The 23,928-nt window shown below is 62.9% G+C and carries 26 protein-coding genes; 12 read left to right on the forward strand and 14 right to left on the reverse strand.

Features of this window, described 5'->3' with window-relative positions:
• Positions 1 to 63: 63 nt before the first annotated feature.
• Positions 64 to 723: an outer membrane lipoprotein carrier protein LolA gene (locus SPHINGO391_RS23395; RefSeq protein WP_193217447.1), complete on the forward strand. Its 660-nt coding sequence runs from the start codon at positions 64 to 66 to the stop codon at positions 721 to 723.
• A gap of 136 nt (positions 724 to 859) precedes the next feature.
• Positions 860 to 1,672: an exodeoxyribonuclease III gene (locus tag SPHINGO391_RS23400; protein WP_152011098.1), complete on the forward strand. Its 813-nt coding sequence runs from the start codon at positions 860 to 862 to the stop codon at positions 1,670 to 1,672.
• A gap of 59 nt (positions 1,673 to 1,731) precedes the next feature.
• Here the strand turns inward: SPHINGO391_RS23400 and SPHINGO391_RS23405 are convergent, their stop codons facing one another.
• A complete protein-coding gene (locus SPHINGO391_RS23405; RefSeq protein ID WP_152011099.1) occupies positions 1,732 to 2,190 on the reverse strand; it encodes a cyclic nucleotide-binding domain-containing protein in 459 nt (152 codons plus the stop codon).
• A 60-nt stretch (positions 2,191 to 2,250) separates the two neighbouring features.
• A complete protein-coding gene (locus tag SPHINGO391_RS23410) occupies positions 2,251 to 2,934 on the reverse strand; it encodes a response regulator transcription factor (RefSeq protein WP_152011100.1) in 684 nt (227 codons plus the stop codon).
• A gap of 158 nt (positions 2,935 to 3,092) precedes the next feature.
• Between SPHINGO391_RS23410 and SPHINGO391_RS23415 the strand changes: the two genes are divergently transcribed.
• The gene (locus SPHINGO391_RS23415; protein WP_152011711.1) at positions 3,093 to 3,641 is read left to right on the forward strand and encodes a L,D-transpeptidase family protein; all 549 of its coding nucleotides are present in this window, start codon (positions 3,093 to 3,095) and stop codon (positions 3,639 to 3,641) included.
• A 23-nt stretch (positions 3,642 to 3,664) separates the two neighbouring features.
• Here the strand turns inward: SPHINGO391_RS23415 and SPHINGO391_RS23420 are convergent, their stop codons facing one another.
• The 5 genes from SPHINGO391_RS23420 to tsaD form a co-directional block, all read right to left on the reverse strand.
• A complete protein-coding gene (locus SPHINGO391_RS23420) occupies positions 3,665 to 4,075 on the reverse strand; it encodes a DUF1761 domain-containing protein (RefSeq protein WP_152011101.1) in 411 nt (136 codons plus the stop codon).
• A 68-nt stretch (positions 4,076 to 4,143) separates the two neighbouring features.
• Entirely contained in the window at positions 4,144 to 4,791 is a 648-nt protein-coding gene (locus tag SPHINGO391_RS23425) for a methyltransferase (protein ID WP_152011102.1), read from the reverse strand.
• A gap of 45 nt (positions 4,792 to 4,836) precedes the next feature.
• On the reverse strand, positions 4,837 to 5,274 hold the full coding sequence (locus tag SPHINGO391_RS23430; RefSeq protein WP_152011103.1) for an EVE domain-containing protein: 438 nt from the start codon (positions 5,272 to 5,274) through the stop codon (positions 4,837 to 4,839).
• Position 5,275: 1 nt separating this feature from the next.
• Positions 5,276 to 5,569, reverse strand: coding sequence for a YciI family protein (locus SPHINGO391_RS23435; RefSeq protein ID WP_152011712.1), 294 nt, complete (start codon positions 5,567 to 5,569; stop codon positions 5,276 to 5,278).
• 116 nt (positions 5,570 to 5,685) lie between these two features.
• Complete coding sequence (gene tsaD, locus SPHINGO391_RS23440; protein WP_152011104.1) at positions 5,686 to 6,783, reverse strand: tRNA (adenosine(37)-N6)-threonylcarbamoyltransferase complex transferase subunit TsaD; 1,098 nt, start codon at positions 6,781 to 6,783, stop codon at positions 5,686 to 5,688.
• A gap of 148 nt (positions 6,784 to 6,931) precedes the next feature.
• Here tsaD and hemC point away from each other — a divergent pair, with 148 nt between their 5' ends.
• The 6 genes from hemC (at position 6,932) to SPHINGO391_RS23470 (ending at position 13,370) form a co-directional block, all read left to right on the forward strand.
• Positions 6,932 to 7,861 (forward strand): hydroxymethylbilane synthase, encoded by a 930-nt coding sequence (gene hemC / locus SPHINGO391_RS23445; RefSeq protein WP_152011105.1) that lies wholly within the window; start codon positions 6,932 to 6,934, stop codon positions 7,859 to 7,861.
• 9 nt (positions 7,862 to 7,870) lie between these two features.
• A complete protein-coding gene (locus SPHINGO391_RS23450) occupies positions 7,871 to 8,632 on the forward strand; it encodes a uroporphyrinogen-III synthase (RefSeq protein WP_152011106.1) in 762 nt (253 codons plus the stop codon).
• Positions 8,633 to 8,716: 84 nt separating this feature from the next.
• A complete protein-coding gene (locus SPHINGO391_RS23455; protein WP_193217394.1) occupies positions 8,717 to 10,231 on the forward strand; it encodes a mitofilin family membrane protein in 1,515 nt (504 codons plus the stop codon).
• A gap of 10 nt (positions 10,232 to 10,241) precedes the next feature.
• On the forward strand, positions 10,242 to 12,125 hold the full coding sequence (locus tag SPHINGO391_RS23460) for a heme biosynthesis protein HemY (RefSeq protein ID WP_152011108.1): 1,884 nt from the start codon (positions 10,242 to 10,244) through the stop codon (positions 12,123 to 12,125).
• Positions 12,126 to 12,148: 23 nt separating this feature from the next.
• On the forward strand, positions 12,149 to 12,634 hold the full coding sequence (locus SPHINGO391_RS23465) for a TerB family tellurite resistance protein (RefSeq protein ID WP_152011109.1): 486 nt from the start codon (positions 12,149 to 12,151) through the stop codon (positions 12,632 to 12,634).
• Complete coding sequence (locus SPHINGO391_RS23470; protein WP_244615339.1) at positions 12,621 to 13,370, forward strand: glutamine amidotransferase; 750 nt, start codon at positions 12,621 to 12,623, stop codon at positions 13,368 to 13,370. Before SPHINGO391_RS23465 ends, SPHINGO391_RS23470 begins: the two co-directional genes overlap by 14 nt.
• Here the strand turns inward: SPHINGO391_RS23470 and SPHINGO391_RS23475 are convergent.
• Positions 13,321 to 14,622, reverse strand: a complete 1,302-nt coding sequence (locus SPHINGO391_RS23475) for an MFS transporter (protein WP_152011111.1) — start codon at positions 14,620 to 14,622, stop codon at positions 13,321 to 13,323. The two genes, SPHINGO391_RS23470 and SPHINGO391_RS23475, sit on opposite strands and share 50 nt — an antisense overlap.
• 188 nt (positions 14,623 to 14,810) lie before the next feature.
• Between SPHINGO391_RS23475 and SPHINGO391_RS23480 the strand changes: the two genes are divergently transcribed.
• Positions 14,811 to 15,101 (forward strand): YggT family protein, encoded by a 291-nt coding sequence (locus tag SPHINGO391_RS23480; protein ID WP_152011112.1) that lies wholly within the window; start codon positions 14,811 to 14,813, stop codon positions 15,099 to 15,101.
• A gap of 41 nt (positions 15,102 to 15,142) precedes the next feature.
• A complete protein-coding gene (locus SPHINGO391_RS23485) occupies positions 15,143 to 15,409 on the forward strand; it encodes a DUF167 family protein (RefSeq protein ID WP_244615340.1) in 267 nt (88 codons plus the stop codon).
• A 104-nt stretch (positions 15,410 to 15,513) separates the two neighbouring features.
• Here SPHINGO391_RS23485 and ppa read toward each other — a convergent pair whose 3' ends face one another.
• The 4 genes from ppa to typA all read right to left on the reverse strand — a co-directional run bounded on the left by ppa (position 15,514) and on the right by typA (position 19,405).
• Positions 15,514 to 16,047, reverse strand: coding sequence for an inorganic diphosphatase (gene ppa / locus SPHINGO391_RS23490; protein WP_152011114.1), 534 nt, complete (start codon positions 16,045 to 16,047; stop codon positions 15,514 to 15,516).
• A 202-nt stretch (positions 16,048 to 16,249) separates the two neighbouring features.
• The gene (locus SPHINGO391_RS23495; protein ID WP_152011115.1) at positions 16,250 to 16,756 is read right to left on the reverse strand and encodes a GNAT family N-acetyltransferase; all 507 of its coding nucleotides are present in this window, start codon (positions 16,754 to 16,756) and stop codon (positions 16,250 to 16,252) included.
• A gap of 164 nt (positions 16,757 to 16,920) precedes the next feature.
• On the reverse strand, positions 16,921 to 17,577 hold the full coding sequence (locus tag SPHINGO391_RS23500) for a chloramphenicol acetyltransferase (protein WP_244615341.1): 657 nt from the start codon (positions 17,575 to 17,577) through the stop codon (positions 16,921 to 16,923).
• 1 nt (position 17,578) lies between these two features.
• Positions 17,579 to 19,405, reverse strand: a complete 1,827-nt coding sequence (gene typA, locus SPHINGO391_RS23505) for a translational GTPase TypA (protein WP_152011116.1) — start codon at positions 19,403 to 19,405, stop codon at positions 17,579 to 17,581.
• A 418-nt stretch (positions 19,406 to 19,823) separates the two neighbouring features.
• Between typA and SPHINGO391_RS23510 the strand changes: the two genes are divergently transcribed.
• A complete protein-coding gene (locus SPHINGO391_RS23510) occupies positions 19,824 to 20,405 on the forward strand; it encodes a VOC family protein (RefSeq protein WP_152011117.1) in 582 nt (193 codons plus the stop codon).
• Between the two features lie 33 nt (positions 20,406 to 20,438).
• Here SPHINGO391_RS23510 and SPHINGO391_RS23515 read toward each other — a convergent pair whose 3' ends face one another.
• Both SPHINGO391_RS23515 and SPHINGO391_RS23520 read right to left on the reverse strand, forming a co-directional pair.
• Positions 20,439 to 22,490, reverse strand: coding sequence for a M3 family metallopeptidase (locus tag SPHINGO391_RS23515; protein ID WP_152011118.1), 2,052 nt, complete (start codon positions 22,488 to 22,490; stop codon positions 20,439 to 20,441).
• A gap of 141 nt (positions 22,491 to 22,631) precedes the next feature.
• Positions 22,632 to 23,861, reverse strand: coding sequence for an argininosuccinate synthase (locus SPHINGO391_RS23520; RefSeq protein ID WP_152011119.1), 1,230 nt, complete (start codon positions 23,859 to 23,861; stop codon positions 22,632 to 22,634).
• Positions 23,862 to 23,928 lie beyond the last annotated feature (67 nt).

The following is a 23,928-nucleotide window of genomic DNA, read 5'->3' on the forward strand; positions in this document are numbered from 1 at the left end:
GGGCGAGACAGAGGCCAAGAACAAACGGAGACTGAGATGTCGAAGCAGAACATTTCAACCACGATGACCGACCGCCATGACCCGGCCCGCCGCGCCCTGCTGGGCGGCGGTCTGGGGCTGGGCCTGTCGCTGATGGCCGCCGCCGCCGGGCTTGTAGCTTTCCCGGGTACCGCGCAGTCGGCGCAGACGGCCCAGAGGGTGGCTGACCACTTTGCCTCGGTTAAAACCATGACCGGCGAATTCATCCAGTTCGGACCCAATGGCGAGCAGACCGGCGGCAAGTTCTTCATCGAGCGTCCCGGCAAGTTGCGCTTCAACTATGAGGCGCCCTCGGCCGTGCGGGTGATCGCCGACGGCAAGAATGTGGTGATCGGCAACCGCAAGCTGAGGACCTGGGATCTCTACCCGCTCGGCAAGACGCCTCTGAAACTGCTCTTGTCAGAACGGATCGACCTGTCGGGCGAGACCGTGCGTTCGGTCAAGGAAGACCCTGATCTGACCACGATCGTTATGGGTAACAAGTCGATTTTCGGTGATTCGACCATTTCCATGATGTTCGACCCGAAGACTTTCGAGTTGCGGCAATGGACCATCCGCGACGCACAAGGCAAGGACACTTCTGTGATGATCTTCAACGTCCAGAGTGGCGTTCGGTTCGCCGAGGACGTGTTCGAGGTGCCTTACGCGCAGGTTCCGTCCGAAAAACGCCCGAGCGAGCGCTAAAGCAGATCATTCTGATCCAAGCCTTCATTTGATTGTGGATGACGGGCGAATTTCGGCCGGCCGACAGGATCAGCTTGCCCTTGGGTGGCTAATCGGCCAAATACAGGCTGGTTTTCCTCTAGAAGGCGATTTCGATTTGGCGTTCTCCGTTACGACCTGGAATATCAATTCCGTCCGGCTCAGGCTTCCGCTGGTTCAGCATTTTCTCGAGACCGAACGGCCCGATGTCCTGTGTCTGCAGGAGACCAAGTGTCCCAATGACGCATTTCCGAGCGCCGCCTTCCGCAAGCTTGGCTATGAGCATCTCGCGATACATGGTCAGAAGGGCTATCACGGGGTGGCGATCATCTCGCGGCGGCCGCTGAGCGATGACCGGCGGCAGACCTACTGCTCAATCGATGACACCCGGAACGTCTCGGCGGTTGTCGAGGCGCCCGGTTCAAGGCGCATCCGCATCCACAATTTCTACGTTCCGGCCGGCGGTGACGAACCCGATCGCGAGATCAACCCGAAATTCGCGCACAAGCTGGATTTTGTCGAGGAAATGAAGCGGCTTCACGCCGAGGCCGAGCTCGCTGATGGGGTATCCTCGATCCTGGTCGGGGATCTCAACATCGCACCGCTTGAAACCGATGTCTGGTCGCACAAGCAGCTTCTGAAAGTGGTCAGCCACACGCCGATCGAGACCGAGAACTTCATGGCGATGCAGAAGGCGGGCGGCTGGGTCGACCTGATCCGGACCCACATTCCGCCGGAAGAGAAGATCTTCACCTGGTGGAGCTACCGGGCCAAGGACTGGGACGCGGCCGACCGCGGGCGGCGGCTCGATCACGTCTGGTCATCGGCGGACCTGGCGCCGGCGCTCAAGCGCATAGACGTGCTGCGCGAAGCCCGCGGCTGGGAACGGCCCTCCGACCATGTTCCGGTGACGGCGCATTTTGATTTCTAACGACGACCGGTTCTTGAGGCCTGTCGATTTGTGTGACCGGGCTGCAGCCTGCCCTGGCGTCAGCCGCCAAAGCGACCGGAAATCCTGCCCAGATCGGCATTGAGTGCCGCAAGATTCTCATCGATCCGTTGACGGATGATGCCGGCGATGTCCGGATACTCCTCAAGCATGCGGCGGAACAGCGGCCGGTTGATACGGATGACCTCAGCCGTGTCAGGAGCAATGGCGGTCATCGAGCGGTTGACCGAGGTCACCATCGCCAGTTCACCGAGCAGGGTGCCGCGTTCGGCGAAGCCGAGCGGGACGCTCTGTCCGCCCTTGCCGGTGCGGGACAGCTCGAAACGGCCGCTCGCGACCACGAACGCGCAATCGGCAGGACTGCCCTCGCGAAACAGCATCTGGCCGGCCTGCAGCTTTCGCCGTTCGGCGCCGAACGCGATCAGCCGGAGCTTGTCTTCGCTGATGTCGCAAAACAGCGGGACAATGGAAAGCAGGGCGATATCATCATTCAGAGCCACGGATGCACTCCTTGAAAGCCTGTGTCGCGTAAAGTCTCATCGGAGACCGGGTGAAACCGGTCACGGGATGATCTTGTAGCCGCCGCTTTCGGTTACCAGGATCTCGGCGTTCGACGGATCGGCCTCGATCTTTTGACGAAGCCGGTAGACATGGGTCTCGAGCGTGTGGGTGGTGACACCCGAATTGTAACCCCAGACCTCTTCGAGAAGCACATCGCGGGTGACGACCTTCTGGTCGGCGCGGTAGAGATAGCGGATGATCGCGGCTTCCTTCTCGGTCAGCCGGATCTTGCCGCCCTTGTCGTCGAGCAGCAGTTTCTGGCTCGGCTTGAAGGTGTAGGGACCGACGGTGAAGGTGGCGTCCTCGCTTTGCTCATGCTGGCGTAACTGCGCGCGGATACGCGCCAGCAGCACGGCAAAGCGGAAGGGCTTGGTGACATAGTCGTTGGCGCCGGCTTCAAGCCCCAGGATCGTGTCGGAATCGGTATCGTGGCCGGTGAGCATGATGATCGGCGCCTTGAAGCCGCCCTTGCGCAGCAGTTTCACCGCTTCGCGCCCATCCATGTCGGGCAGGCCGACATCCATGATCAGCAGGTCGACATGTTCGCTCCTGGCAGCCTGCACACCCTTGGTGGCCGAGGATTCCTGGGAAATGGCAAATTCCTCGTAGAGCGACAGCTGTTCGACGAGGGTCTCTCTCAGGTCATCGTCATCATCTACCAGCAGGATCGAGCGAGCGGTCATTGCGGCTTCCTTCTTCGTACAGGCATCGGCGCGAGAGCAATCCGGCGCCACAGATGGTGTCATATGGCATTGTGTTCCTGTTTAGGCACTTTCGGCGCGAGGGCAAAGTGCTAAATAGTCGTCCAGGCTCACAGCAGGAGCACTTGATCGTGAGATCGATGTTACACAAACCGCCGGCAAAACGGACTGGACCACGGGTGATCGCGGTGCGACCGTCCCCCTCCGACCGGCGCAAGGGGCTGGTCAGGATCGGGCCGGTGACGGTTCCGGCGGCGCTCGGGCGGGGTGGCGTGACCGCGTTCAAACGGGAGGGCGATGGCGGAACGCCGCGCGCGACCATGGCCGTTCTGTCGGGGTTTCGACGCGGCGGCATGCTTACGCCAGACGGTGCGGGTCTGGCCTTGCAGCGGGTGAGCTGCCGGGATGGATGGTGCGACGCGCCCGGGCATGGGGCTTACAACAGGCCGGTGCGGCTGCCGTTTCCGGCCAGCCACGAGACACTTGTCCGAAACGATTTGCTCTACGATTTCGGATTCGTGCTCGACTGGAACATCCGTTCGCGGCGGCGCGGCATCGGCAGCGCGATCTTCCTGCATGTGGCCAGGCCCGGATTCCCGCCGACGCAGGGCTGCATCGCACTCTCACGACGCGACATGCTGCGCATCATGCCGTTGCTCAGGCGCGGTACGATCATCCGGGTTCAGTAGAACGGCGAACGAGCGGCTTCCGGTCAGACCCCGAACCAGCCGATGGTCAGACCGATCCCGATCATCACCAAGAGCCAGTGCAGGCCGTCAATCAGGGTCAGGTCCCAGCCAAAGCCCTGGTAGCGGTTGTTGATCGTCATGGTGGTGAAGATGATACCGGCCCAGATGAACAGGCCCGAAATCAAACCGTTGACCGGTGTCACCTGGCCGGCTCCGAGGTGGCCGATCACGCCGGCGGTCACGAAGGCCAGGCCCAGCTCGAGGATGAAGGTCGTAATCATCAGCGGCGCCATGGCCGGCTTTGGCCCTTCCGGGTCAAGCCTCGCGGCCTTCATCCACGGCTTGCTCAGCGACCCGTAGTAGATGGCGCCAATGACAAAGGCGACAATGGCAGCGACAAGGATTGCCAGATAGTTCATGCCTGCAAAATTCATGACACGCTCCTTGGAAAAACCCGACCCTACCATGGATCGCAAATCAGTTGAGAGTGCCGGCAATCGCTTCACCCGGTGAAGCGGAACACCGAAGTGCGCTTGATTTCGCTGTCTTCCAGCGCGCGTGTGACCGGAACCTGGTAGGTTGCGAGCAATTCCATGCCGTTGGGCGGACAATAGGAGCGGCCGGGATCGCCGACGAGGACCAGCGCGCCGCGTTTTGCGAGAGCGGAAAACCAGGGTTGGATCAGGTCGCTCATGGTCCGGTCGTAAAACACGTCGCCGGCAAGAACCACATCCCAGCCCGAATCGGTTCCGACAAGATCCGTCTGGCTGATCTCAAAACTGACGCTGTTTTCCAGCGCATTGAGGCGGGCTGCGGTGGCCGACCAGGGATCGATGTCGACTGCACTCACCCGTGCTGTACCGGCGAGGCAGGCGGCGATCGCCACCAGTCCCGACCCGGAGGCGAAATCGAGCACCACCTTGCCGGCAACGAGATCCGGATTGTCGATCAGATGCCGGGCGAGACCCTGACCTCCGGCCCAGGCAAAGGCCCAGAACGGCGGCGGCAGGCCCAGCGCATCGAGTTCGTCCTCGGTCTTGAGCCACAGATCATGGGCTTCATCGGCCAGATGCAGCCGGATCTCCGGGACATGCGGCGGCGCGCCAAGCACGGTGTTGGCGCGGATGAAGCGCTCCGGGTCGGTTTTCATCAGCCTGCGCCGGGATCGGGCATCACGCGGCTCTCATTCCGGCTGTCACTCCGGCGATCGTGGAGGGTTGTCGAGATTGCCCATGCGGCAGACCTCGAGATACTCGGCCTCGGTCACCGGCTGAACCGACAGCCGCATCGAGGTGACCAGGCTCATCTGGGCCAACTTCGGGTTGGCTTTGACATCCTTGAGCGTTACCGGCTTCGGCATGTCGCAGACCGCGCGGATGTCGACACATTCCCAGCGCGGGTCATTGATGGTGGTGTCAGGGTGGATCAGTTCGCAGACCTCGACAATGCCGACGACTTCCAGGCCCTCATTGGAGTGGTAGAAGAAGCCCTTGTCGCCGAGCTTCATGGCGCGCATGTTGTTGCGGGCCTGGTAGTTGCGGATGCCGTCCCATTGTTCGCCGGCGTCGCCCCTGGCCTTCTGCATCTCCCAGGACCATTTGAAAGGCTCGGATTTGAACAACCAGTAAGCCATCTCAAGCCTCCGGGTTCTTGAAGGTCCAGTTGAAGGCACGGATCTCGACCGAGGCAAAAAGCCCGGCCTTGGCATAAGGATCGCCGGCGGCGAGCGCCTCGGCTTCCTGCTTGTCGGCTGCCTTGATGATCCACAGGCTGCCAACCGGCTTTTCATCGTCGCCCAGCAGCGGGCCCGCGGTCTTCAGGATGCCACCGGCTTCGAGGTCCTTGAGATACTCGACGTGAGGCGGGCGCGTGGCCATCCGCAGCTCGAGCGAGTTCGGCTTGTCTTTGCACATCAGGACGAAATACATGAAGTCTCCATCGGGTTGGGCGCCTGGCGCCAGGGTCGGGATCGCCAGTCGGGCGTGGCCGCATTCTATGCCTTGCCCGATCTCTCGTTTCAATACCGGTTCAGGTCAAGAGCGGATCAGGCCTTTGCACCGCGCTTGCCGTGGCCGAGCACGGCGGTTGCGGCCTGATCGAGCGGCCAGCGCGAACGGGGGGCAAGGTCCAGCCGGTCGGCCGCAAGTCCGGCGGCCAGGCGTTCGGCGCCAGCCCAGGCGATCATGGCGGCGTTGTCCGTGCACAGGTTGAGCGGCGGCGCGATGAAGCGGAAACCGGCTGTTGAAGCGCGGTTCTCCAACGTGTACCGAATCGCCTTGTTGGCGGCGACACCGCCGGCGACCACGAGTGCAGGCCTCGATTCGGTTCCGAAACGCTCCATGAAGCGGTCCAGCGCCATGGCGATGCGGTCATCGATGCTGGCCGTGACAGAGGCCTGGAAGGCCAGGCACAGATCGGCAATGGTCTGTTGTGACAGCGGCGCCTGTTCCTCGGCCATCTGCCGTACCGCGGTCTTCAGTCCGGAGAAGGAGAAGTCGAGCCGCGGATCCTTTCGCATCGGCACCGGCAGGCGGAAGCGCTTTGGCTCGCCCGAAAGGGCTGCCTGTTCCACCGCGGGGCCGCCGGGATAGCCGAGGCCGAGCAGCTTGGCGGTCTTGTCGAAGGCCTCGCCGAGTGCGTCGTCGATGGTGGTTCCCCAGCGCTCATAGTCGTCGACGCCCTTGACCAGCACGATCTGGGTGTGGCCGCCCGACACCAGCAGCAAGAGGTAGGGAAAGGTGACAGTGTCTGTAAGGCGGGCGGTCAGCGCATGGCCTTCGAGATGGTTGATGCCGAGAAAGGGCTTGTTAGCCGCCATGGCAATCGCCTTGGCCGTCATCAGCCCGACCATCAGCCCGCCGATCAGCCCTGGCCCGGATGTGACCGCGACCGCATCGATCTGGGGGAGAGGCACGCCGCTCTCTGCGAGCGCCTGTTCCACCAGCCTGTCGAGTGTGGAGACGTGCGAACGGGCGGCAAGTTCGGGCACCACGCCACCGAAGGCCGAATGCAGATCGAGCTGGCTCAGCACCACATCGGAGAGGATTTCGCCGCTACCATCGGTAAAGCGGCGCACAACGGCGGCCGCGGTCTCGTCGCAGCTTGTCTCGATTCCCAGAATATCAATGCTACCGGTGGTCATGCCCGTCCTTGCGGATCCTAGTCGTCTGGCGTGATGTATGGTGGCGCGCGTTCAAGTGAAACCATTGAACGCGACACGCACGCGCCTGAATGTTGCGCTCGCGGGATGATCCCGGTACCAGTTTGTCGGTAACAACGGATCGGATGACTTGCAAATGAAACCTTACCGCATCGGTACCCGCGGCAGTCCGCTTGCACTTGCGCAGGCTCACGAAACACGCTCCCGGCTGATGGCGGCGCACGGGCTGCCCGAGGATGCGTTCGAGATCGTGGTGCTGTCGACAAAGGGCGACCGGGTGACCGACAGGCCGCTGTCGGAGATCGGCGGCAAGGGATTGTTCACCGAGGAACTCGAAGAGCAGCTGAGCGACGGACGGCTGGACCTGGCGGTGCATTCCTCGAAGGACATGCCGACTGCGCTGCCCGAAGGCCTCGGGCTGGTGGCCTTTCTGGAGCGCGAGGATGTTCGGGATGCGTTCATAGGTCGTTCCGCGCCCCGGCTCGAGGACTTGCCGCTGAATGCGGTGGTCGGGTCGTCCTCGCTGAGGCGCCAGGCACTGATCCGGCGACTGCGGCCCGATCTGTCGGTCATCACCTTCCGTGGCCAGGTCGAAACACGGCTGCGCAAACTTGGCGAGGGGCAGGTCGACGCGACATTGCTGGCCCATGCCGGGCTCAAGCGTCTCGGCAATACCGGGGTGATCACCGAACTGCTTGATCCGGAGAGTTTTCCCCCGGCGCCGGGGCAGGGAGCGATTTGCATAGAAGCCAGAACCAATGATGAGCGAATTGCCGAACTGCTGGCCCCGATCAACCATGCCGACACCGAGGCCGCGCTTCTGTGCGAGCGGGGCTTCCTGGGCGCGCTCGACGGATCCTGCCGGACCCCGATTGCGGGGCTGGCGAGAGTGGCTGGCGGCCAGCTCTCATTTTACGGGATGATCCTCACTCCCGATGGTTCGGTGTGGCATGACATCCGCCGTGAAGGTCCTCTCGGAGATGCTGCGCAGCTGGGCGCGGACGCCGGCGCCGAAGTGCGTGACCGGGCCGGCAGCAGTTTCTTCGACAGCTGGACCTGAGGCGGAGCGATGCGCGTTCTGGTAACGCGTCCGGAACCCGGCGGGAAACGGACGTCCGAGCGCCTCGCAGCCCTCGGCCATGACCCGGTTCTGATGCCGCTGTTTGAAAGCAGGGTCACCGCAACAGCTGAAGATCTGCCGCCCGTGGCAACGATCCGGGGATTGATCGCAACAAGCGCCCGCGCCTTCGCCATGTTCGGGCAGGGCGATGTATCCGGATCAGAGCTTTGCCGGGTGCCGATCCATGTTGTCGGTCCCGCCACGGCACAGGCCGCCCGCGACGCCGGATTTCTCCGGATCACTGAGGGTGGCGGTACGGCCGAGGATCTGGCGGCCCTGATCGCCGAAAATGCGGGCGAGGGCAGGACTGCGGATCTCCCGGAAGCAAGCGATGGGCAGGGTGTACAGGCCTACCTTGCCGGAGTGCCGCGCAAGCCAGTCATCGAGACTGCCCTGAGCGCCTCAGGCACCGCTTACGTGGTGCTTGAATGCTATGAAATGGCGGAAATAAGTTATTCAACTGACATTTTGAAATCGCGTTTTTTCTCTCCCGTGCCGGACGCTGTGCTGCTCTACTCGGCCAATGCAGCAAGACGCTTTTCTGCACTTTGCAACAATCATGAACTCGGCAAAACGCTGGATTCCGTGTGTTTTCTCTGCCTTTCGAGTGCAATAGCGGGCGAATTGGAGCAGGGTTGGCAATCCCGTGTGGTGGTGGCCGAGCACCCCGACGAGGACAGCCTGCTTGCGTCGATGGCCCGGTTGGGCTGATTTGCCGGAACCACCGCCACGGTTTGAGCGTATTGCGACCAAAGAATGCGCAAGATCAACCGCGCCAACCCTGCAGGAGACGCCATGAGCAAGGGCCCCACCCCGCGACACTCCAAATCGCCGAAACCAGTGACCATCGATCTCGACGCCACCGATGTGACGCCGAAGAGCGAGGAGCCCAAGGCTAAGTCATCGGCCACCGGGCCTTCCATTGCCCGGACGCCGGATCCGGCACAGCCGGAGAAGACCGAGGCCGGCAAGACAGGGAGCGAGAATACCGGGAGCAAGTCCGCGGAAGCTGCAGGCCCGGCAACCTCATCGGCATCGGCGAAGACCGACAGCCCGTCCAAGCCGGCGCCGGATCCAAAGACAGGATCTAAGCCCGAAGCAGCGACGCAGGCCGGCGCAACGACCGGTTCGGCCAAGGCATCGGACCCGAAGGATGCAAAAATCGAAGACAGCAAGCCCAAACCGGCTGGCGCCGCAGCCGCCAGAGCGGCTGGTGCCAAACCTGCCGCAGCGCCAGCCAGAAGCGGCGGCGGTCTCGGCATGGTCGTCTCGGGCGTGCTGGGTGCCGTGATCGCTCTCGGTGGCGCTTACGCGCTGCAGGCGGGCGGGTTTCTGCCGGCACCGGGGGTGAGCAGCAGCGATCCGGTGGCGCCGGTGGTCTCGCAGGTGGACGCACTTTCCAACCGGCTCGACGCCCTGACACAGCAGGTCTCGGAGTCCGGATCGCAGGGTGGTTCCGGGACTCCTGCCGAGGTCACGGCCCGTCTCGATAGGCTTGAGGCCGGTCTTGCAGAGGCAGGAACGAGCAGCGGCGGCGAAAGCGGCGATCCGGCTGCCCTTACCGCACTCGAAGACCGGCTTGCGGGTCTCGAAGGCAGGCTCGCCGAACTCGGCGATGGAAATACCGCCGGTGCGGATCCCGAACTTGCCGCGCAGATGAACGAATTGCGGGCCGCGCAGGGCGGACTCCAGGCTGCAATTGCCGAGTTGCAGTCCAGTGCCGACATGCTGACGGGCAAGATCACCGACCTCGAGCAGGATCAGCAGGAGCTGTCGACCCAGCTCGACGCGCCTTCGCGGCAGATAGACCTGGCGCGCGCCATCGCCGCTGCCGGCCTCAAGTCGGCGATCGACCGCGGCGGATCGTTCATGAGCGAACTCGAGGCCTTCGCTTCGGTCGCCCCGGAGGATCCGGCGGTGGCCGAATTGCGGGATCTGGCCGCACGCGGCGTTCCCAGCCGCGCCACACTGGTGGCCGCGTTTTCCGATGCCGCGAGCGAGGCTATTGCCGCGGCGGATCCGGGTGATCCCGAGGCCGGGCTCGTCGACCGGTTGATGTCGAGCGCGATGTCGGTGGTCAAGGTGCGCAGGGTCGGCGATGTCGAGGGCGACAGCGCCGAGGCCATCGTTGCCCGTGCCGAAGCGCGGCTGCTCAACGGCGATCTCGATGCTGCCCTGTCCGAATGGAACACGCTGCCCGAGGCCTCCCGCGCGGCCACCGCAGACTACAGCGACGCGCTGGCTGCCCGTGCGCGCTCGGAAAAGCTGATCGCCGCCGCTATGGCGCCGTCCGCCCCACCGGCCAACTAGGAGATCCATGATGATCCGGTTGTTATTCTTCGTTGTCCTGGTTCTGGTTCTCGGTTTCGGCTTTGCCTGGCTCGCCGACAGGCCCGGTGATTTGACCGTAAACTGGCAAGGGCGCGAAATAGAAATGTCGCTGATGGCGGCGGTCACCATGATCGTTTCGCTGATTGCGGCCATCATGATCAGCTGGTGGCTGATCCGCACCATCATCTATTCGCCGCGCACGGTTGCCCGCTACTTCCGGGCCAACAAGCGTGATCGCGGCTATCAGGCGCTGTCCACAGGGCTGCTTGCAGCCGGTGCCGGTGACGCCGTCACCGCGCGCAAGATGAACAAGCGCACCAAGGGGCTGCTGAAGGCCGACCAGGAGCCGCTGATTCACCTGCTCGATGTCCAGGCGGCGCTGATCGAGGGTCACCACGAGGAAGCACGCAAGCTGTTCGAAACCATGGCCGAGGATCCGGAGACGAAACTTCTCGGCCTGCGCGGACTCTACCTCGAGGCTCAGCGCCAAGGCGCTGACGAGGCTGCCCAGCATTATGCCGAGACCGCCGCCGAACAGGCGCCGCAACTGCCGTGGGCGGGTGCGGCGGCGCTGTCCTACCGGACGCGGGAAGGCAAGTGGGACGAGGCATTGCAGCTGCTCGACCGCCAGCGCCAGGCTGGCACCATCGAAGCGGCTGCCGCAGACCGCACCAAGGCCGTGCTGCTGACTGCCCGGGCACGCGATCGTGTTGACAGCGATCCGTCCTCGGCGCGCGACGACGCGCTCAATGCATTGAAACTGGCGCCGGCGTTTGCGCCGGCGGCGGTTGTTGCGACCAAGGCGCTGCTGCGGCAGGACAATCTGCGCAAGGCCGCCAAGGTTCTGGAAGGTGCCTGGAAGGCCAGTCCGCACCCGGAACTCGCCGAAGCCTATGTGCGGGCACGGATGGGCGACACGGCCGCCGACCGGCTCAAGCGCGCCGAAAGGCTGGAAAAGCTCAAGCCGCTCAATCCTCAGTCCTTCGATGTGGTCGCAAGGGCCGCGCTGGAAGCACGACGCTATGATCTGGCGAGGGAAAAGGCGGAAGCCGCTGCACGGCTGCAGCCGAGCGAGGGCATCTATCTGCTGCTCGCCGATATCGAGGAAGCCGAAACCGGTGATCAGGGCCGTGTCCGCCACTGGCTCAGCCAGGCGGTGCGCGCACCGCGGGATCCGGCCTGGACAGCGGATGGCTATGTGTCGGAAACCTGGGAACCGGTGTCGCCGATAAGCGGCAAGCTCGATGCCTTCGAATGGAAGGTCCCGGTGGAGCAACTGGCAGGACCGAGCCTCGACAACGAGCCGCCGGCGCGCGCCTTTGACCAGGCGATGGCAAGTCTGCCGCCAGTCAGCGCGACCGCCAGCGAGGGTCAGCGCCGAGCGCCGGATGCCGACCCTGCTGCCGCCAAGCCGGAAGCACCGGCAGTATCGCAATCGTCTTCGGCCGGAAAGAACGAGAAACCGGGCAAGCCAGACAACCCTGCCGAACCCGAACCGAAGCAGGCAGTGATAATCGAAGCCGAAGCGGTTTCCGATACAAGGACGTCTCCGGTTGATGTGACAAAGCCTGTCCCTGTTCCTGCCGCAACGGACGCTGAAGCGGATACCAATTCAAGTGCGAAGACCGGTTCGGTGCCGGGCAAGACCGACGAGATGAAAAGCGTCGCTTCGGCGGGCCCGGACCAGGCGGCTGAGGCGGCCACGGATGAACCGAAGCCGGAGAAGGAGAAGCTGGAACAGAAGCCTGCCAAACCTGATCCCGAGGCAGAGGCCCGGGCAAGGGAAGAGGCCTTTCTGACCCATCGACCCGATGATCCCGGGATTGATGTTAACGCCGAACCTGAGAAGCCGGGCCGGTTCCGGCTGTTCTGAGTTGGCCTTGAAGAGGAAAATGAATGCTTGATCAGATACGTGCCTTTCTGGGTGGTCTGCGTGATGAAGGGCGAACAAAGCCCGATGCGAACAACCCCGACGTGGCCGCGGTGGCCCTGTTCTTCCACGTTATCGGGGCGGACGGGGTTGTCGATGACGTCGAGTCCGACAAGCTCAAGGCGCTGATCATCCAGGAATACGGTGTGAGTGGCGCAGAACTGCGGGAGCTGATCGAAGCCGGTGAAGAAGCGGACCGCGAGGCGGTGGACCTCTATCAGTTCACCAGCATCCTCAACCGCTCGCTGGAACCCGAAGCGAAGGTTCACTTCATCGAGCTTTTGTGGAACCTCGCTTATGCGGACGGATACCGGCATGAACTGGAAGACCACGTGGTCTGGCGGATAGCCGACCTGATGGGGGTGTCGAACCGGGACCGGGTGCTTGCGCGCCAGCGGGCCCTTGCCGCCGCGGGGATTGATGACGGAGAGGCCGCCGGTGACGGCAGCTAGAGGGCGACCGGTTGCCGGTTTCCGGCCCGGGTCCAGGTCGGGCCGTATCCTGATCATCCTGCACCAGGAAAGCTCGAGTTCCGGCCGTGTCGGGCAATTGCTCTCGCTGATGGGGTACGCCGCCGACATTCGGCGTCCGGTGCTGGGGGATCCACTGCCCGGACATCTTGGTGATCATGCCGGGGTTGTCGTCTTCGGTGGGCCGATGAGCGCCAATGATCCTGACGAGGGGATCCGCCGCGAAACCCGCTTCATGGATGTGGTGCTGAGATCCGGCAAGCCCTATCTTGGCATCTGCCTCGGCGCACAGATCCTGGTCAATCATCTCGGCGGCCGGGTGGCCGGACGAGAGGATGGCGCCGTGGAAATCGGCTGGTACGGGCTGGAAGCGACACCGGCTGGCCGGGAAATGATGGACTGGCCATCCATGGTCTACCAGTTCCACCGCGAGGGCTTCGACCTGCCGCGGGGCGCGGAACTGCTGGCGACCGCCGATGTCTACCCCAATCAGGCGTTCCGCTATGGCGCCAATGCCTGGGCGATCCAGTTCCACGCGGAGCTGACGCTGGCGATGATGCACCGCTGGGCGGTCCGCGGCGCGCATCGTTTCGTCCTCCCCGGCGCCCAGCAGGGGCGTGAGCACCTGGCGGGACGGCTGGTGCACGACGCGGCGCTGCTGGAATGGCTCAAGCAGTTCCTGGACCGGATTTTTCCTGCCGTTCCAAATCAGCCTTGAGCGCTGCCCGGCTCTCTTCGGCGTCACGGTCGAGCGACTGGATCTGGCGCAACTGCGGGAAGCCGATGCTCCAGGCAAGTGCCACGGCGAGCGTTCCGGCGCCACCGATGACCACTGCAGCAATCGGACCGATCAACGACGCCATGACGCCGGCGCGGAATTCGCCGAGTTCGTTGGAGGCGCCGATGAAGACCATGTTGACCGCGCTGACGCGGCCGCGCAGATCATCCGGCGTCCACAGTTGCACCAGGCTCTGGCGGACATAGACCGAAATCATGTCGGAAGCACCCATGACGATCAGCGCAACCATGGTCAGCGGCAGGGATTTCGACAGGCCGAACACCACCGTTGCGGCGCCGAATACACCGACGGCAATGAACATTGCGCGCCCGGCATGCCTGCGGATCGGTCGTGACGCGAGATAGATCGCCATGCCGATGGCGCCGATGCCGGGGCTGGCGCGCAACAATCCGAGACCCCAGGGCCCGAGTTCAAGCACATCGCGGGCGAAAACTGGCATCAATGCAATGGCGCCGCCCAGTAGAACGGCGAACATGTCGAGAGAGATGGCACCCAGAACGATCTTCTGGTTGCGGACATAGCTGAAGCCTGCCACCAGCGTCTTCCAGCTCTGGCCCTCGCCGCGCGAGCGCTGCAACGGTGGCGGCACCAGCGCGATGGCGATGATAGCCGTGGCGAAGAAGAAGCAGGCGGTCAGGTAGGGCACGGTTGCGCCCAGGCCGTAGAGCAGGCCGCCGGCGACCGGGCCGACGATGGTGGCGGTCTGCCAGGAGGTCGAGTTCCAGGCAATCGCATTTGGCAGGTCTTTTGCCGGCACCAGGTTGGGCGCAAGTGACTGCGAGGCGGGCGCGAAAAACGCCCGCGAAATGCCTATCACCAGCAGCACAGCAAAGATCGGCAGTGGAGATACGAGGCCACGCCAGGCGAAAAACACCAGTGCCAGGGCCGAAAACCCGATGATGATTTCGCAGATCAGCATGATGGTGCGGCGGCCGTAGCGGTCGGCGGCAGCACCGGTAAACAGGATCAGCACCAGTGCCGGGAGAAACTGGATCAGGCCGACCAGGCCGAGATCGAAGGGATCGCGGGTCAGATCGTAGATCTGCCAGCCGACCGAGACGCTGATGATCTGCAGACCGAATGTCGACAGGAAGCGGGCCGCGAAGTAGAGCGTGAAAGCGCGATGGCGGAAGGCGGCGTATCTGTCGTCCGACAGGGCTGGAGCTTGCATGGTGTCTGTCCGGTTTGAGCTGGCTGAGCTATACACGAGCAACCGGTTCGTGCCACCGTCTTGTGCCCCCGTCTCCTGAGTGGCCGGTCCGGCCTTAACCGTTCCGGATCATAGGCACCGCCGCGCCCTTGCCGCTCGGGCTTGGAGTGTCTACATGTCGGTCACGCGAAGAACAGCCGGAGAACCTCATGATTGCAGTCTTTTCAACCATCGACATGGTGCTGGGCCTCTATACCTGGATCATCATCGCCAGCGCCATCTTCTCCTGGCTCTACGCTTTCAACGTGATCAACGCCAACAACCGCTTCGTCGGCATGATCGGCGAGTTTCTCTACAAGGCCACCGAACCTGCTCTGAGACCGATCCGCCGTATCATGCCGGATCTTGGCGGGCTTGATATCTCGCCAATCGTGTTGCTGATCGCGATCTTCTTCGTGCGCACCTTCATCGCGACCTCGATCGCGCCGATGTTCTTCTGAGCAGCTGGTACAGGCCCGGCGAGACGTGGGTAGACCTGTCGGTGCGATTGACGCCAGCGGCTTCGGTCGACCAGATCGATGGCCTGGTCGAGGATGCGACCGGCGTGGTTCGACTCAAGGCCCGGGTCCGGGCGGTGGCGGAGAACAACAAGGCCAACCGCGCGGTTGAAAAACTGATCGCCAAGCATCTGAAAATCGGCAAGACCGCGGTAGGGGTCGTCGCGGGGGAAACGAGCCGGTCAAAGACCATCCGCATCAGTGCGGATCCGGACGCGATCATCGAACAGATCCAGGCATTGAGCGGCTGAAACGGATCGCGCCACCCATCCGGTGGACGGGTGGCGCAAAGCTCTGTCAATCTTGAATGGGACCAGACCCGGCATCTGAACCGGGTGCCGGTCGGTGCGGAGGATCAGCCCTTGGCCTTGGCCCGGTCAATCGCTTCCGAAATCAGCTGGCGGGCGACTTCGGCATCGCGCCAGCCGCCGATCTTGACCCATTTTCCGGGTTCGAGATCCTTGTAGTGCTCGAAGAAGTGCTCGATCTGCTGCAGGGTGATTTCCGGCATGTCGGTGTAGTCGTTGACACCTTCATAGCGCTTGGTGAGATGCGTCGACGGGACGGCGATGATCTTCTCGTCCTGACCGGCATTGTCTTCCATGATCAGAACACCAATCGGACGGACATTGATGACGCAACCGGGAATCAGCGGCCTCGTATTGCAGACCAGAACGTCGATCGGGTCACCGTCGTCGGACAGCGTGTGGGGCACGAAACCGTAGTTGCCCGGATAGGTCATCGGTGTGTAGAGAAAGCGGTCGACAACCAGGGTGCCTGCTTCCTTGTCCATCTCGTACTTGATCGGCTGGCCGCCAACCGGCACCTCGATGATCACGTTGACGTCGTGTGGCGGCTTGTCGCCGATGCTGATGGCGTCTATGCGCATGATCGCTCCAATGCGGATATGTGGTGCATGCCGTGCCCGGGTGGGAGGTGAGCTGAACGGGCATGCTTCAATTCGGGGCCCGTCGCATCCCCGCGCCAACCTGGATCAGGCAAAGGCGCGCGGCTTCGGACGGCTCCGGAATTAAAGCCAAAGCCGGTCCGGTGCAACAGGACTTTTGGAGTGTTTGGCCCTCAGACCGGCTTCAGGACCAGACGAAGGCCAGTTTCTTGAGGCTCTTTCCGTCGAATGTCTCGTGGCCTTCGGCCACGTCGCGGCCGCCCTGGAAGCGGTAGAACTCGACGGCGGCGTGATTGTCTTCCAGACACCAGACAACGACGCCCTTGCAGCCAAGCGAATCCAGCAGCTGGCGGGCTTCGGTGAAGAGGCGCTTGCCCAGGCCCACACCCTGGAATTCGGGCTTGAGATAGAGCTCGTAGATCTCGCCTTCCTGGGGCAGCGAGCGCGCGCGGTTGAGTCCGAGTGTGGCGTAACCGGCCACCGTGCCGCCGACATCGAGCACCAGGATGGATGTGGAACCGCGCACGGCGCGCTGCCACCAACCGATATCGCGGCGCTCCAGCATGTGGCGCAGTGCCTTGTAGGGCAGGATGCCGGAATAGGCATGGCTCCAGGCCGCGCGATGGGTGGCCGCGATGGCGACTGCATCTTCGGGCTCGGCATGCCGGATGTCGATTGTTAACGTGCTCATGCGCTCACACTACCGTTCATGGTGTGTCCGAAGAAGGTACAGACGACCCGCTCCGGTCTTAGCCCACAGCATTGTTTTGTGGACGGCGTGAGTTGAGTTAACCGTTTGTTAACGAAATATGCAAGAGCCGCCGCCACCCTGAGGCCAGTGTTTGTCCGGGCCGTTCAGATTGAGGCGAAGCGGTCGAGGCTCTTTTGCGCGGCTTCGAAGAACTGGCCGACCTGCAGACCGTCCACCAGCGCATGATGGACCTGGACGGCGACCGGGCAACTCCAGCGCCCATCCGATGCCTCGACGAATTTGCCCCAGGAGAAGCGCGGAATGCAGTCATCCGGTCCTGGAAGCGCGTTGTCGAGCGCGGTGAAATCGATCCACGGCAGGCAAGAGAGATAGGCAAGATCGAAGCGCTGGCCAGTGTTGGCGCCGAGATCGGCGCCCCTGGTGGTTTCCTCAATGATCGCCTTGCAGCTTTCATCGAAACTGTCCCAGTCCTCGATATAGGGAATGTAGGCGTAGCCGAATGTGTCGCCGGGACGCGGGACCGTGACCGACAGCGAGATCTCGCCATATTCCAGCACGCGGTCACCCTCAAAGCGCATCTTCAAAGCCGGAACGGCATGCACGCCGGCGCCGATTGCATGGATGAAAGCCCGGTAGGGCGAGACGCCCTGCGGCTTGCCGCGGGTCATCAGCGCGGTGACATCGACACGGGCGGTTGTGGCGAAATGCGGCCGGTCATAGGTCCGGAACAGGTGGAACTGTCCGGCCCGTGACCAGGTCGCAAGATCGATTTCGCGTGCTGCTGATATACCGGATGCCATATCAGGCGGCGTTGGCGCCGGCCTTGCCGAAGCGCTTGCGGTCATTGGCGTCGAGATAACGCTTGCGCAGGCGGATCGACTTCGGCGTTACTTCCATCAGCTCGTCGTCCTGGATCCAGGACAGTGCGCGGTCCAGCGTCATGCGGATCGGCGGCGTCAGCTTGACGGCCTCATCCTTGCCGGCAGAGCGGATGTTGGTGAGCTGTTTGCCCTTGAGAACGTTCACTTCCAGATCATTGTCACGGGTATGAATGCCGATGATCATGCCCATGTAGACCTTGTCGCCAGGCTCGATGATCATCGGGCCACGGTCTTCGAGGTTGAACATCGCATAGGCAACGGCTTCGCCGGACTGGTTGGACAGCAGAACGCCGTTGTTGCGGCCGCCGATTTCGCCCTTGTAGGACTGGTAGTCATGGAACAGCCGGTTCATCACGGCGGTGCCGCGGGTGTCGGTCAGAAGCTCCGACTGGTAGCCGATCAGGCCGCGGGTCGGGGCATGGAAGACCAGACGCACGCGGTTGCCGCCCGACGGGCGCAGTTCGGTCATCTCTGCCTTGCGCTCGGACATCTTCTGCACGACGACGCCGGAATGCTCCTCGTCAACGTCGATGACGACCTCTTCGATCGGCTCCATCAGGGTGCCGCTTTCGTCCTTGTGCATGACGACGCGTGGACGCGACACGGCAAGCTCGAAGCCTTCGCGGCGCATGGTCTCGATGAGCACGGCGAGCTGCAGTTCGCCGCGGCCGGAGACGTAGAAGGAATCCTTGCCTTCCGACTCTTCGATCTTCAGCGCCACGTTGCCTTCGGCTTCCTTGAGCAGGCGGTCGCGGATGACGCGGCTTGTAACCTTGTCGCCCTCGGTGCCGGCCAGCGGCGAATCATTGACCAGGAAGGTCATGGTCACGGTCGGCGGGTCGATCGGCTGTGCGGTCAGTGGCTCGGTAACGGCAGGATCGCAGAAGGTGTCGGCGACGGTGCCCTTTGACAGGCCGGCAATGGCGACGATGTCGCCGGCATGGGCTTCCTCGACCGGCTGGCGCTCGAGGCCGCGGAACGCGAGGATCTTGGAGATGCGGCCGTTCTCGACCAGCTTGCCCTCGCCATTGAGCACCTTGACGGCCTGGTTCGGCTTGATCGAGCCGGAATGAATGCGGCCGGTGATGATACGGCCGAGGAACGGGTTGGCTTCAAGAATCGTACCGATCATGCGGAACGGGCCTTCGGCCACGGTGGGCTCCGGGCAGTGCTCAAGAACCAGATCGAACATCGGCTCGAGCGATCCGCCGTCTTCGGGGCGATCAGGGCCAGCCGACATCCAGCCATTGCGGCCCGAACCGTAGAGAATCGGGAAGTCGAGCTGTTCGTCGGTGGCGTCGAGTGCTGCAAACAGGTCGAAGACCTCGTTGATGACCTCGTCCACCCGGGCGTCGGGGCGGTCGATCTTGTTGATGGCGACGATCGGGCGCAGCCCGACCTTGAGCGCCTTGCCGACCACAAACTTGGTCTGCGGCATCGGGCCTTCGGCGGCGTCAACCAGCACGATGGCGCCGTCCACCATCGACAGGATACGCTCGACCTCGCCGCCGAAGTCGGCGTGGCCAGGGGTATCGACGATGTTGATGCGGTTGCCCTTCCATTCCACCGAGGTGGCCTTGGCGAGAATGGTGATGCCGCGCTCCTTCTCGATGTCGCCGGAATCCATGGCGCGTTCCTGAACGCGTTCGTTTTCGCGATAGACACCGGACTGCTTCAGGAGTTCGTCGACAAGCGTGGTCTTGCCATGGTCAACGTGGGCGATGATCGCAATATTGCGCAGGGACATGGGTCAGGTCTCATTCTGGAGAATACAAAAACGCCGGACCATGATCCGGCGCGGGCCGGCAAATGCCGGACTTTGCGCGGCTTATACAGGTTTTTTTGCGGTTGCGAAAGATATCTTTGCCGGACAGCCTTAATGGACCGAGAGAAGGGCACAAAGCGCAGTTCTTGAACATATCGTACCGGGATCGAAACAAGCAATGGGGCAGTACGGACCGGATCCAGGGTGATGGCCCAGAGCTCCTGGTCCTCGCGGTTCATCGGTTTGGGACATGTCGTGCGCCGTCGTCGATATCGGCCATTCGGTAAACCTGTCGCCGCGTTGGTGATGGTGGGTTGACGCTCTGTTTCCCGGCCGATGTTTTGCCGTTCGGCTGCCGTTTGCTATTGTTTTTGGATGAGTATGGAAGCGGGAGATCAAGATGCGCAAATTGCAGGCACAGGGAATCCATCACATCACGCTGGTGGGAGCGGACCGGCAGACCTCGATCGATTTCTGGGAAGGGGTGCTCGGCATGCCTTTTGTCTTCGAGCAACCCAATCTGGACAGTGCCTCTGAAAGCCACCTCTATTTCGACCCGGGTGATGGCCGGCTGATCACCATCTTCACCAGCGAGGACCGCAAGCCCGATCCAAAGCGGACCTCGACCGAGCCCGGCGCGGTGCATCACCTCGCCATCAACGTGTCGAAGGCGACCTTCTCGCAAGCCGTCGAGCGGCTGGATGAGCGCGGAATCAAGCACAGCGGCGTCAAGGACCGGGGCTTCATGGATTCGATCTATTTCACCGATCCGCTGGGCTTCCTGATCGAGCTTGCCGCCTACCGGTTCGAGCCGCCGGCCGGCGTAAGCTACGCCGAGGTCTTCGTCGAGGCGCACAAGATCCGGGTCGAACGCGGCGACTACAACATCGCCGAGATCCATCTCGCCGACGCGATCGAAGCGATCGTCACGCGCACCCAGCGCTCGCTGTCGGACGACCGGACGCCGAAAAAGGCCTACTGAGGGCTCCCGCGGCGCCGGAGCATTGGTGATCGGTCAGGCGAGCCCGCGTTTTTCCAGCATAGCCGTGGCATCGGGCATGCGGCCGCGGAACGCCTCGTAGAGATCGGCCGGATCGCGCGATCCGCCGGCTGAATAGATGTTGGCGCGCAGCTTCTCGGCCATGCCGGCGTCAAACGGATCGCCGGTTTCCTCGAAGGCCGCGAACGCGTCCGCATCGAGCACTTCCGACCACATGTAGGAGTAATAGCCGGCCGAATAGCCTTCGCCGGAGAACACATGCAGGAAATGCGGGCTGGCGTGACGCATGACGATCGCCTCGGGCATGCCGAGTTTCTTCAGGGTTTCAGCCTCGAATGTTGCCGGATCGGCCTTTTCACCTGCGGTGTGCCAGGCCATGTCGACCAGAGCGGAAGCGGTGAATTCGACCGCACCGAAGCCTGCATTGAAGGTCTGTGCCGCCAGCACCTTGTCGAGCAGCGCCCGTGGGATCGGCTCATTGGTCTTGTAGTGGCGGGCGTGCTTTTCGAGGATTTCGGGCACTGTCAGCCAGTGCTCGTAGAGCTGCGATGGCAGTTCGACGAAGTCGCGGCTGACAGAGGTGCCCGAAAGTGACGGATAGGTCACGTCCGAGAGCATGCCGTGCAGGGCGTGGCCGAACTCGTGAAACAGGGTGCGTGCGTCATCAAGCGACAGCAGCGCCTTTTGACCGGCCGCCGGCTTGGCGAAGTTCATCACGTTGGTGATGATCGGCTTTTCGCCCTTCGAGCCGTCGGGCATATCGAGCTTGTGCTGGCTGCGCATGCCGCTCATCCAGGCGCCGGAGCGCTTGGAGGGGCGGGCAAAGTAATCGGCGATGAAGGTGGCAATGATGTCCCCGGCGGAATCGCGGACCTCGAAGACGCGGGCATCAGGGTGCGGGCCGCGAATGTCCTTGCGTTCGGTCATGGTGATGCCGAAGAGCCGGTTTGCAACGTCGAAACAGGCCTCGATCATCTGGTCGAGCGGGAAATAGGGCTTGAGTTCGGCAGCGGAGAAGTCAAAGCGGCGGGATTTGAGCTTTTCGGCGTAGTGACGCCAGTCCCAGGCCGCGACGTCATGGTTGCCCCCCTCTTCCACAATCAGCTTGGCCAGCTCACTGCGGTCGTCATCGGCGCGCTCGACGGCACGCGCCCAGACGTCGCCGAGCAGCGCTTCCACGGCATCCGGGGTCTTGGCCATGGTGTCGTCGAGCTTGTAGGCGGCGTAGCTTTCATACCCCAGGAGGCTGGCCTTTTCCGCGCGCAGCGCGATGATCTCGGAGATCAGCGCGGCATTGTCGGTCTCCCCGCCATTGGCGCCGCGGGCAATCCAGGCCCTGAAGGCGGTTTCGCGCAGGTCCCGCCTCTCGCTGGATGTGAGGAACGGCTCGATGATCGACCGTGAGAGGGTCACGGCATATTTGCCCTTGTGACCGAGGTCCTCGGCAACGGCTGCCATGGCGGCGCGCAGATCGTCGGACAGACCGTCGAGATCGGCGCCGTCATCGAGCAGCATGAGCCAGTCCTTCTCGTCGGCCAGCACGTTCTGGCCGAAACGGGCGCCGAGACCGGCCAGCGTCTCGCCGACTTCGGCCAGGCGCTTCTGTCCGGCCTCATCGAGGCCTGCGCCGGACTTGATGAAGGATTTCCAGACCCGCTCAAGCAGGCGATCCTGCTCCGGCGTCAGGCCCAGCTGTTCGCGTTGCCGGTAGAGGCTGTCGATGCGCTCGAACAGGGCGCGATTCATGGCGATCTTCGAGTAATGGCGCGACATGCGCGGCGCGATTTCGCGCTCGAGCGCCTGGATCACATCGTTGGTGTCGGTTCCGGCCCGGTTCCAGAACAGCGAGGAGACCCTCGACAGCTTGTCGCCCGCAAGCTCCAGCGCCACCAGCGTATTGTTGAAATCGGGCGCTTCCGCGTTTCCGGCGATGGCCTCGATTTCCGCATCGTGCTCGGCGAGGGCAATCTCGAAGGCGGGGGCGAAATCCGCATCGGCGATTTTGTCGAATTCGGGCAGGCCGAGGGGGGCGTTCCAGTCAAAAACGGGGGATGCGGATGCGGTCATGAAAGGCTCCTTGTCATGCTGCCCCATGTAGGCTCGCAGGACGTGTTGGACAAGGCGTCGCGGCGTGCGGGGGACGCAGTACGGACATGAAAAGGGCGGAGCCATCGCTGGCCCCGCCCTTTTCTTGAAATATCTGCCGGATCAGTTCTTGCGGTCGCGCGCAGCCAGGGTTCGCAGGCGAAGCGCGTTCAAACGGATGAAGCCTTCCGCATCCTTCTGGTCATAGGCGCCGCGGTCGTCCTCGAAGGTGACGAGCGCATCGGAATAGAGCGACTTGTCGCTTTCGCGGCCGGTGACCATCACATTGCCCTTGTAGAGCTTGAGCGTGACTTCGCCTTCGACATGCTTTTGGCTCTGGTCGATCGCCGCCTGCAGCATCTCGCGCTCGGGCGAGAACCAGAAGCCGAAATAGATCAGCTCCGCGTAGCGCGGCATCAGCTCGTCCTTGAGATGGGCAGCGCCGCGGTCGAGCGTGATCGATTCCATCGCCCGATGGGCGGTGAGCAGGATGGTGCCGCCGGGAGTCTCGTAGACGCCGCGCGACTTCATGCCGACAAAGCGGTTTTCGACCAGGTCGAGCCGGCCGATGCCGTTGTCGCGGCCGTAATTGTTGAGTTCGGCGAGAATGGTCGCCGGGCTCATGCGAGCGCCGTTGATGGAAACTGCGTCGCCCTTCTCGAAGCCGATCTTGATGATGGTGGCCTTGTCGGGGGCGGATTCCGGCGAAATCGTGCGCATGTGCACATATTCGGGCGCTTCGACGGCCGGATCTTCCAGCACCTTGCCCTCCGAGGAGGAATGCAGCAGGTTGGCGTCGACCGAGAACGGGGCTTCGCCCATCTTGTCCTTGGCGACCGGGATCTGGTGCGCCTCGGCAAACTTGATCAGGTCGGTGCGGCTCTTGAACGACCAGTCGCGCCAGGGCGCGATGATCTTGATATCCGGGTTGAGCGCGTAAGCCGAGAGCTCGAAGCGGATCTGGTCATTACCCTTGCCGGTGGCGCCGTGGGCAATCGCATCGGCGCCGGTCTCGCGGGCGATTTCCACCAACCGCTTGGAGATCAGCGGGCGGGCAATCGAGGTGCCGAGCAGATAGACGCCTTCATAGACGGCATTGGCGCGGAACATCGGGAAAACGAAGTCGCGGACAAATTCCTCACGGACATCCTCGATGTAGATGTTCTTGTCGGGGATGCCGAGCATCTCGGCCTTCTTGCGCGCCGGCTCGAGCTCTTCGCCCTGGCCGAGGTCGGCGGTGAAGGTGACGACTTCTGCGCCGAATTCGGTCTGCAGCCATTTGAGAATGATCGAGGTGTCGAGGCCGCCCGAATAGGCGAGAACGACTTTCTTGACGTCCTTGTGCGATGCCATGATTGTAGTCTTTCCGGTTTGAAGCCCTGGCCCGTGCGGGCCCGCGAATTTGGCGGCACTTTTAGCG

This window comes from Hoeflea sp. EC-HK425 (assembly GCF_902498795.1).
Taxonomy (GTDB): Bacteria; Pseudomonadota; Alphaproteobacteria; order Rhizobiales; family Rhizobiaceae; genus Hoeflea; species Hoeflea alexandrii.

Coding starts and splice junctions, on each gene's coding strand:
- SPHINGO391_RS23465 (WP_152011109.1), top strand. CDS start 12,149: ATGCTTGATCAGATACGTGCCTTTCTGGGTGGTCTGCGTGATGAAGGG.
- SPHINGO391_RS23430 (WP_152011103.1), bottom strand. CDS start 5,274: ATGGCTTACTGGTTGTTCAAATCCGAGCCTTTCAAATGGTCCTGGGAG.
- SPHINGO391_RS23420 (WP_152011101.1), bottom strand. CDS start 4,075: ATGAATTTTGCAGGCATGAACTATCTGGCAATCCTTGTCGCTGCCATT.
- SPHINGO391_RS23460 (WP_152011108.1), top strand. CDS start 10,242: ATGATCCGGTTGTTATTCTTCGTTGTCCTGGTTCTGGTTCTCGGTTTC.
- SPHINGO391_RS23410 (WP_152011100.1), bottom strand. CDS start 2,934: ATGACCGCTCGCTCGATCCTGCTGGTAGATGATGACGATGACCTGAGA.
- SPHINGO391_RS23415 (WP_152011711.1), top strand. CDS start 3,093: ATGTTACACAAACCGCCGGCAAAACGGACTGGACCACGGGTGATCGCG.
- SPHINGO391_RS23495 (WP_152011115.1), bottom strand. CDS start 16,756: ATGAGCACGTTAACAATCGACATCCGGCATGCCGAGCCCGAAGATGCA.
- tsaD (WP_152011104.1), bottom strand. CDS start 6,783: ATGACCACCGGTAGCATTGATATTCTGGGAATCGAGACAAGCTGCGAC.
- SPHINGO391_RS23450 (WP_152011106.1), top strand. CDS start 7,871: ATGCGCGTTCTGGTAACGCGTCCGGAACCCGGCGGGAAACGGACGTCC.
- SPHINGO391_RS23520 (WP_152011119.1), bottom strand. CDS start 23,861: ATGGCATCGCACAAGGACGTCAAGAAAGTCGTTCTCGCCTATTCGGGC.
- typA (WP_152011116.1), bottom strand. CDS start 19,405: ATGTCCCTGCGCAATATTGCGATCATCGCCCACGTTGACCATGGCAAG.
- SPHINGO391_RS23500 (WP_244615341.1), bottom strand. CDS start 17,577: ATGGCATCCGGTATATCAGCAGCACGCGAAATCGATCTTGCGACCTGG.
- SPHINGO391_RS23395 (WP_193217447.1), top strand. CDS start 64: ATGACCGACCGCCATGACCCGGCCCGCCGCGCCCTGCTGGGCGGCGGT.
- SPHINGO391_RS23475 (WP_152011111.1), bottom strand. CDS start 14,622: ATGCAAGCTCCAGCCCTGTCGGACGACAGATACGCCGCCTTCCGCCAT.
- SPHINGO391_RS23425 (WP_152011102.1), bottom strand. CDS start 4,791: ATGAAAACCGACCCGGAGCGCTTCATCCGCGCCAACACCGTGCTTGGC.
- SPHINGO391_RS23455 (WP_193217394.1), top strand. CDS start 8,717: ATGAGCAAGGGCCCCACCCCGCGACACTCCAAATCGCCGAAACCAGTG.
- SPHINGO391_RS23435 (WP_152011712.1), bottom strand. CDS start 5,569: ATGTATTTCGTCCTGATGTGCAAAGACAAGCCGAACTCGCTCGAGCTG.
- SPHINGO391_RS23510 (WP_152011117.1), top strand. CDS start 19,824: ATGCGCAAATTGCAGGCACAGGGAATCCATCACATCACGCTGGTGGGA.
- SPHINGO391_RS23515 (WP_152011118.1), bottom strand. CDS start 22,490: ATGACCGCATCCGCATCCCCCGTTTTTGACTGGAACGCCCCCCTCGGC.
- ppa (WP_152011114.1), bottom strand. CDS start 16,047: ATGCGCATAGACGCCATCAGCATCGGCGACAAGCCGCCACACGACGTC.
- SPHINGO391_RS23480 (WP_152011112.1), top strand. CDS start 14,811: ATGATTGCAGTCTTTTCAACCATCGACATGGTGCTGGGCCTCTATACC.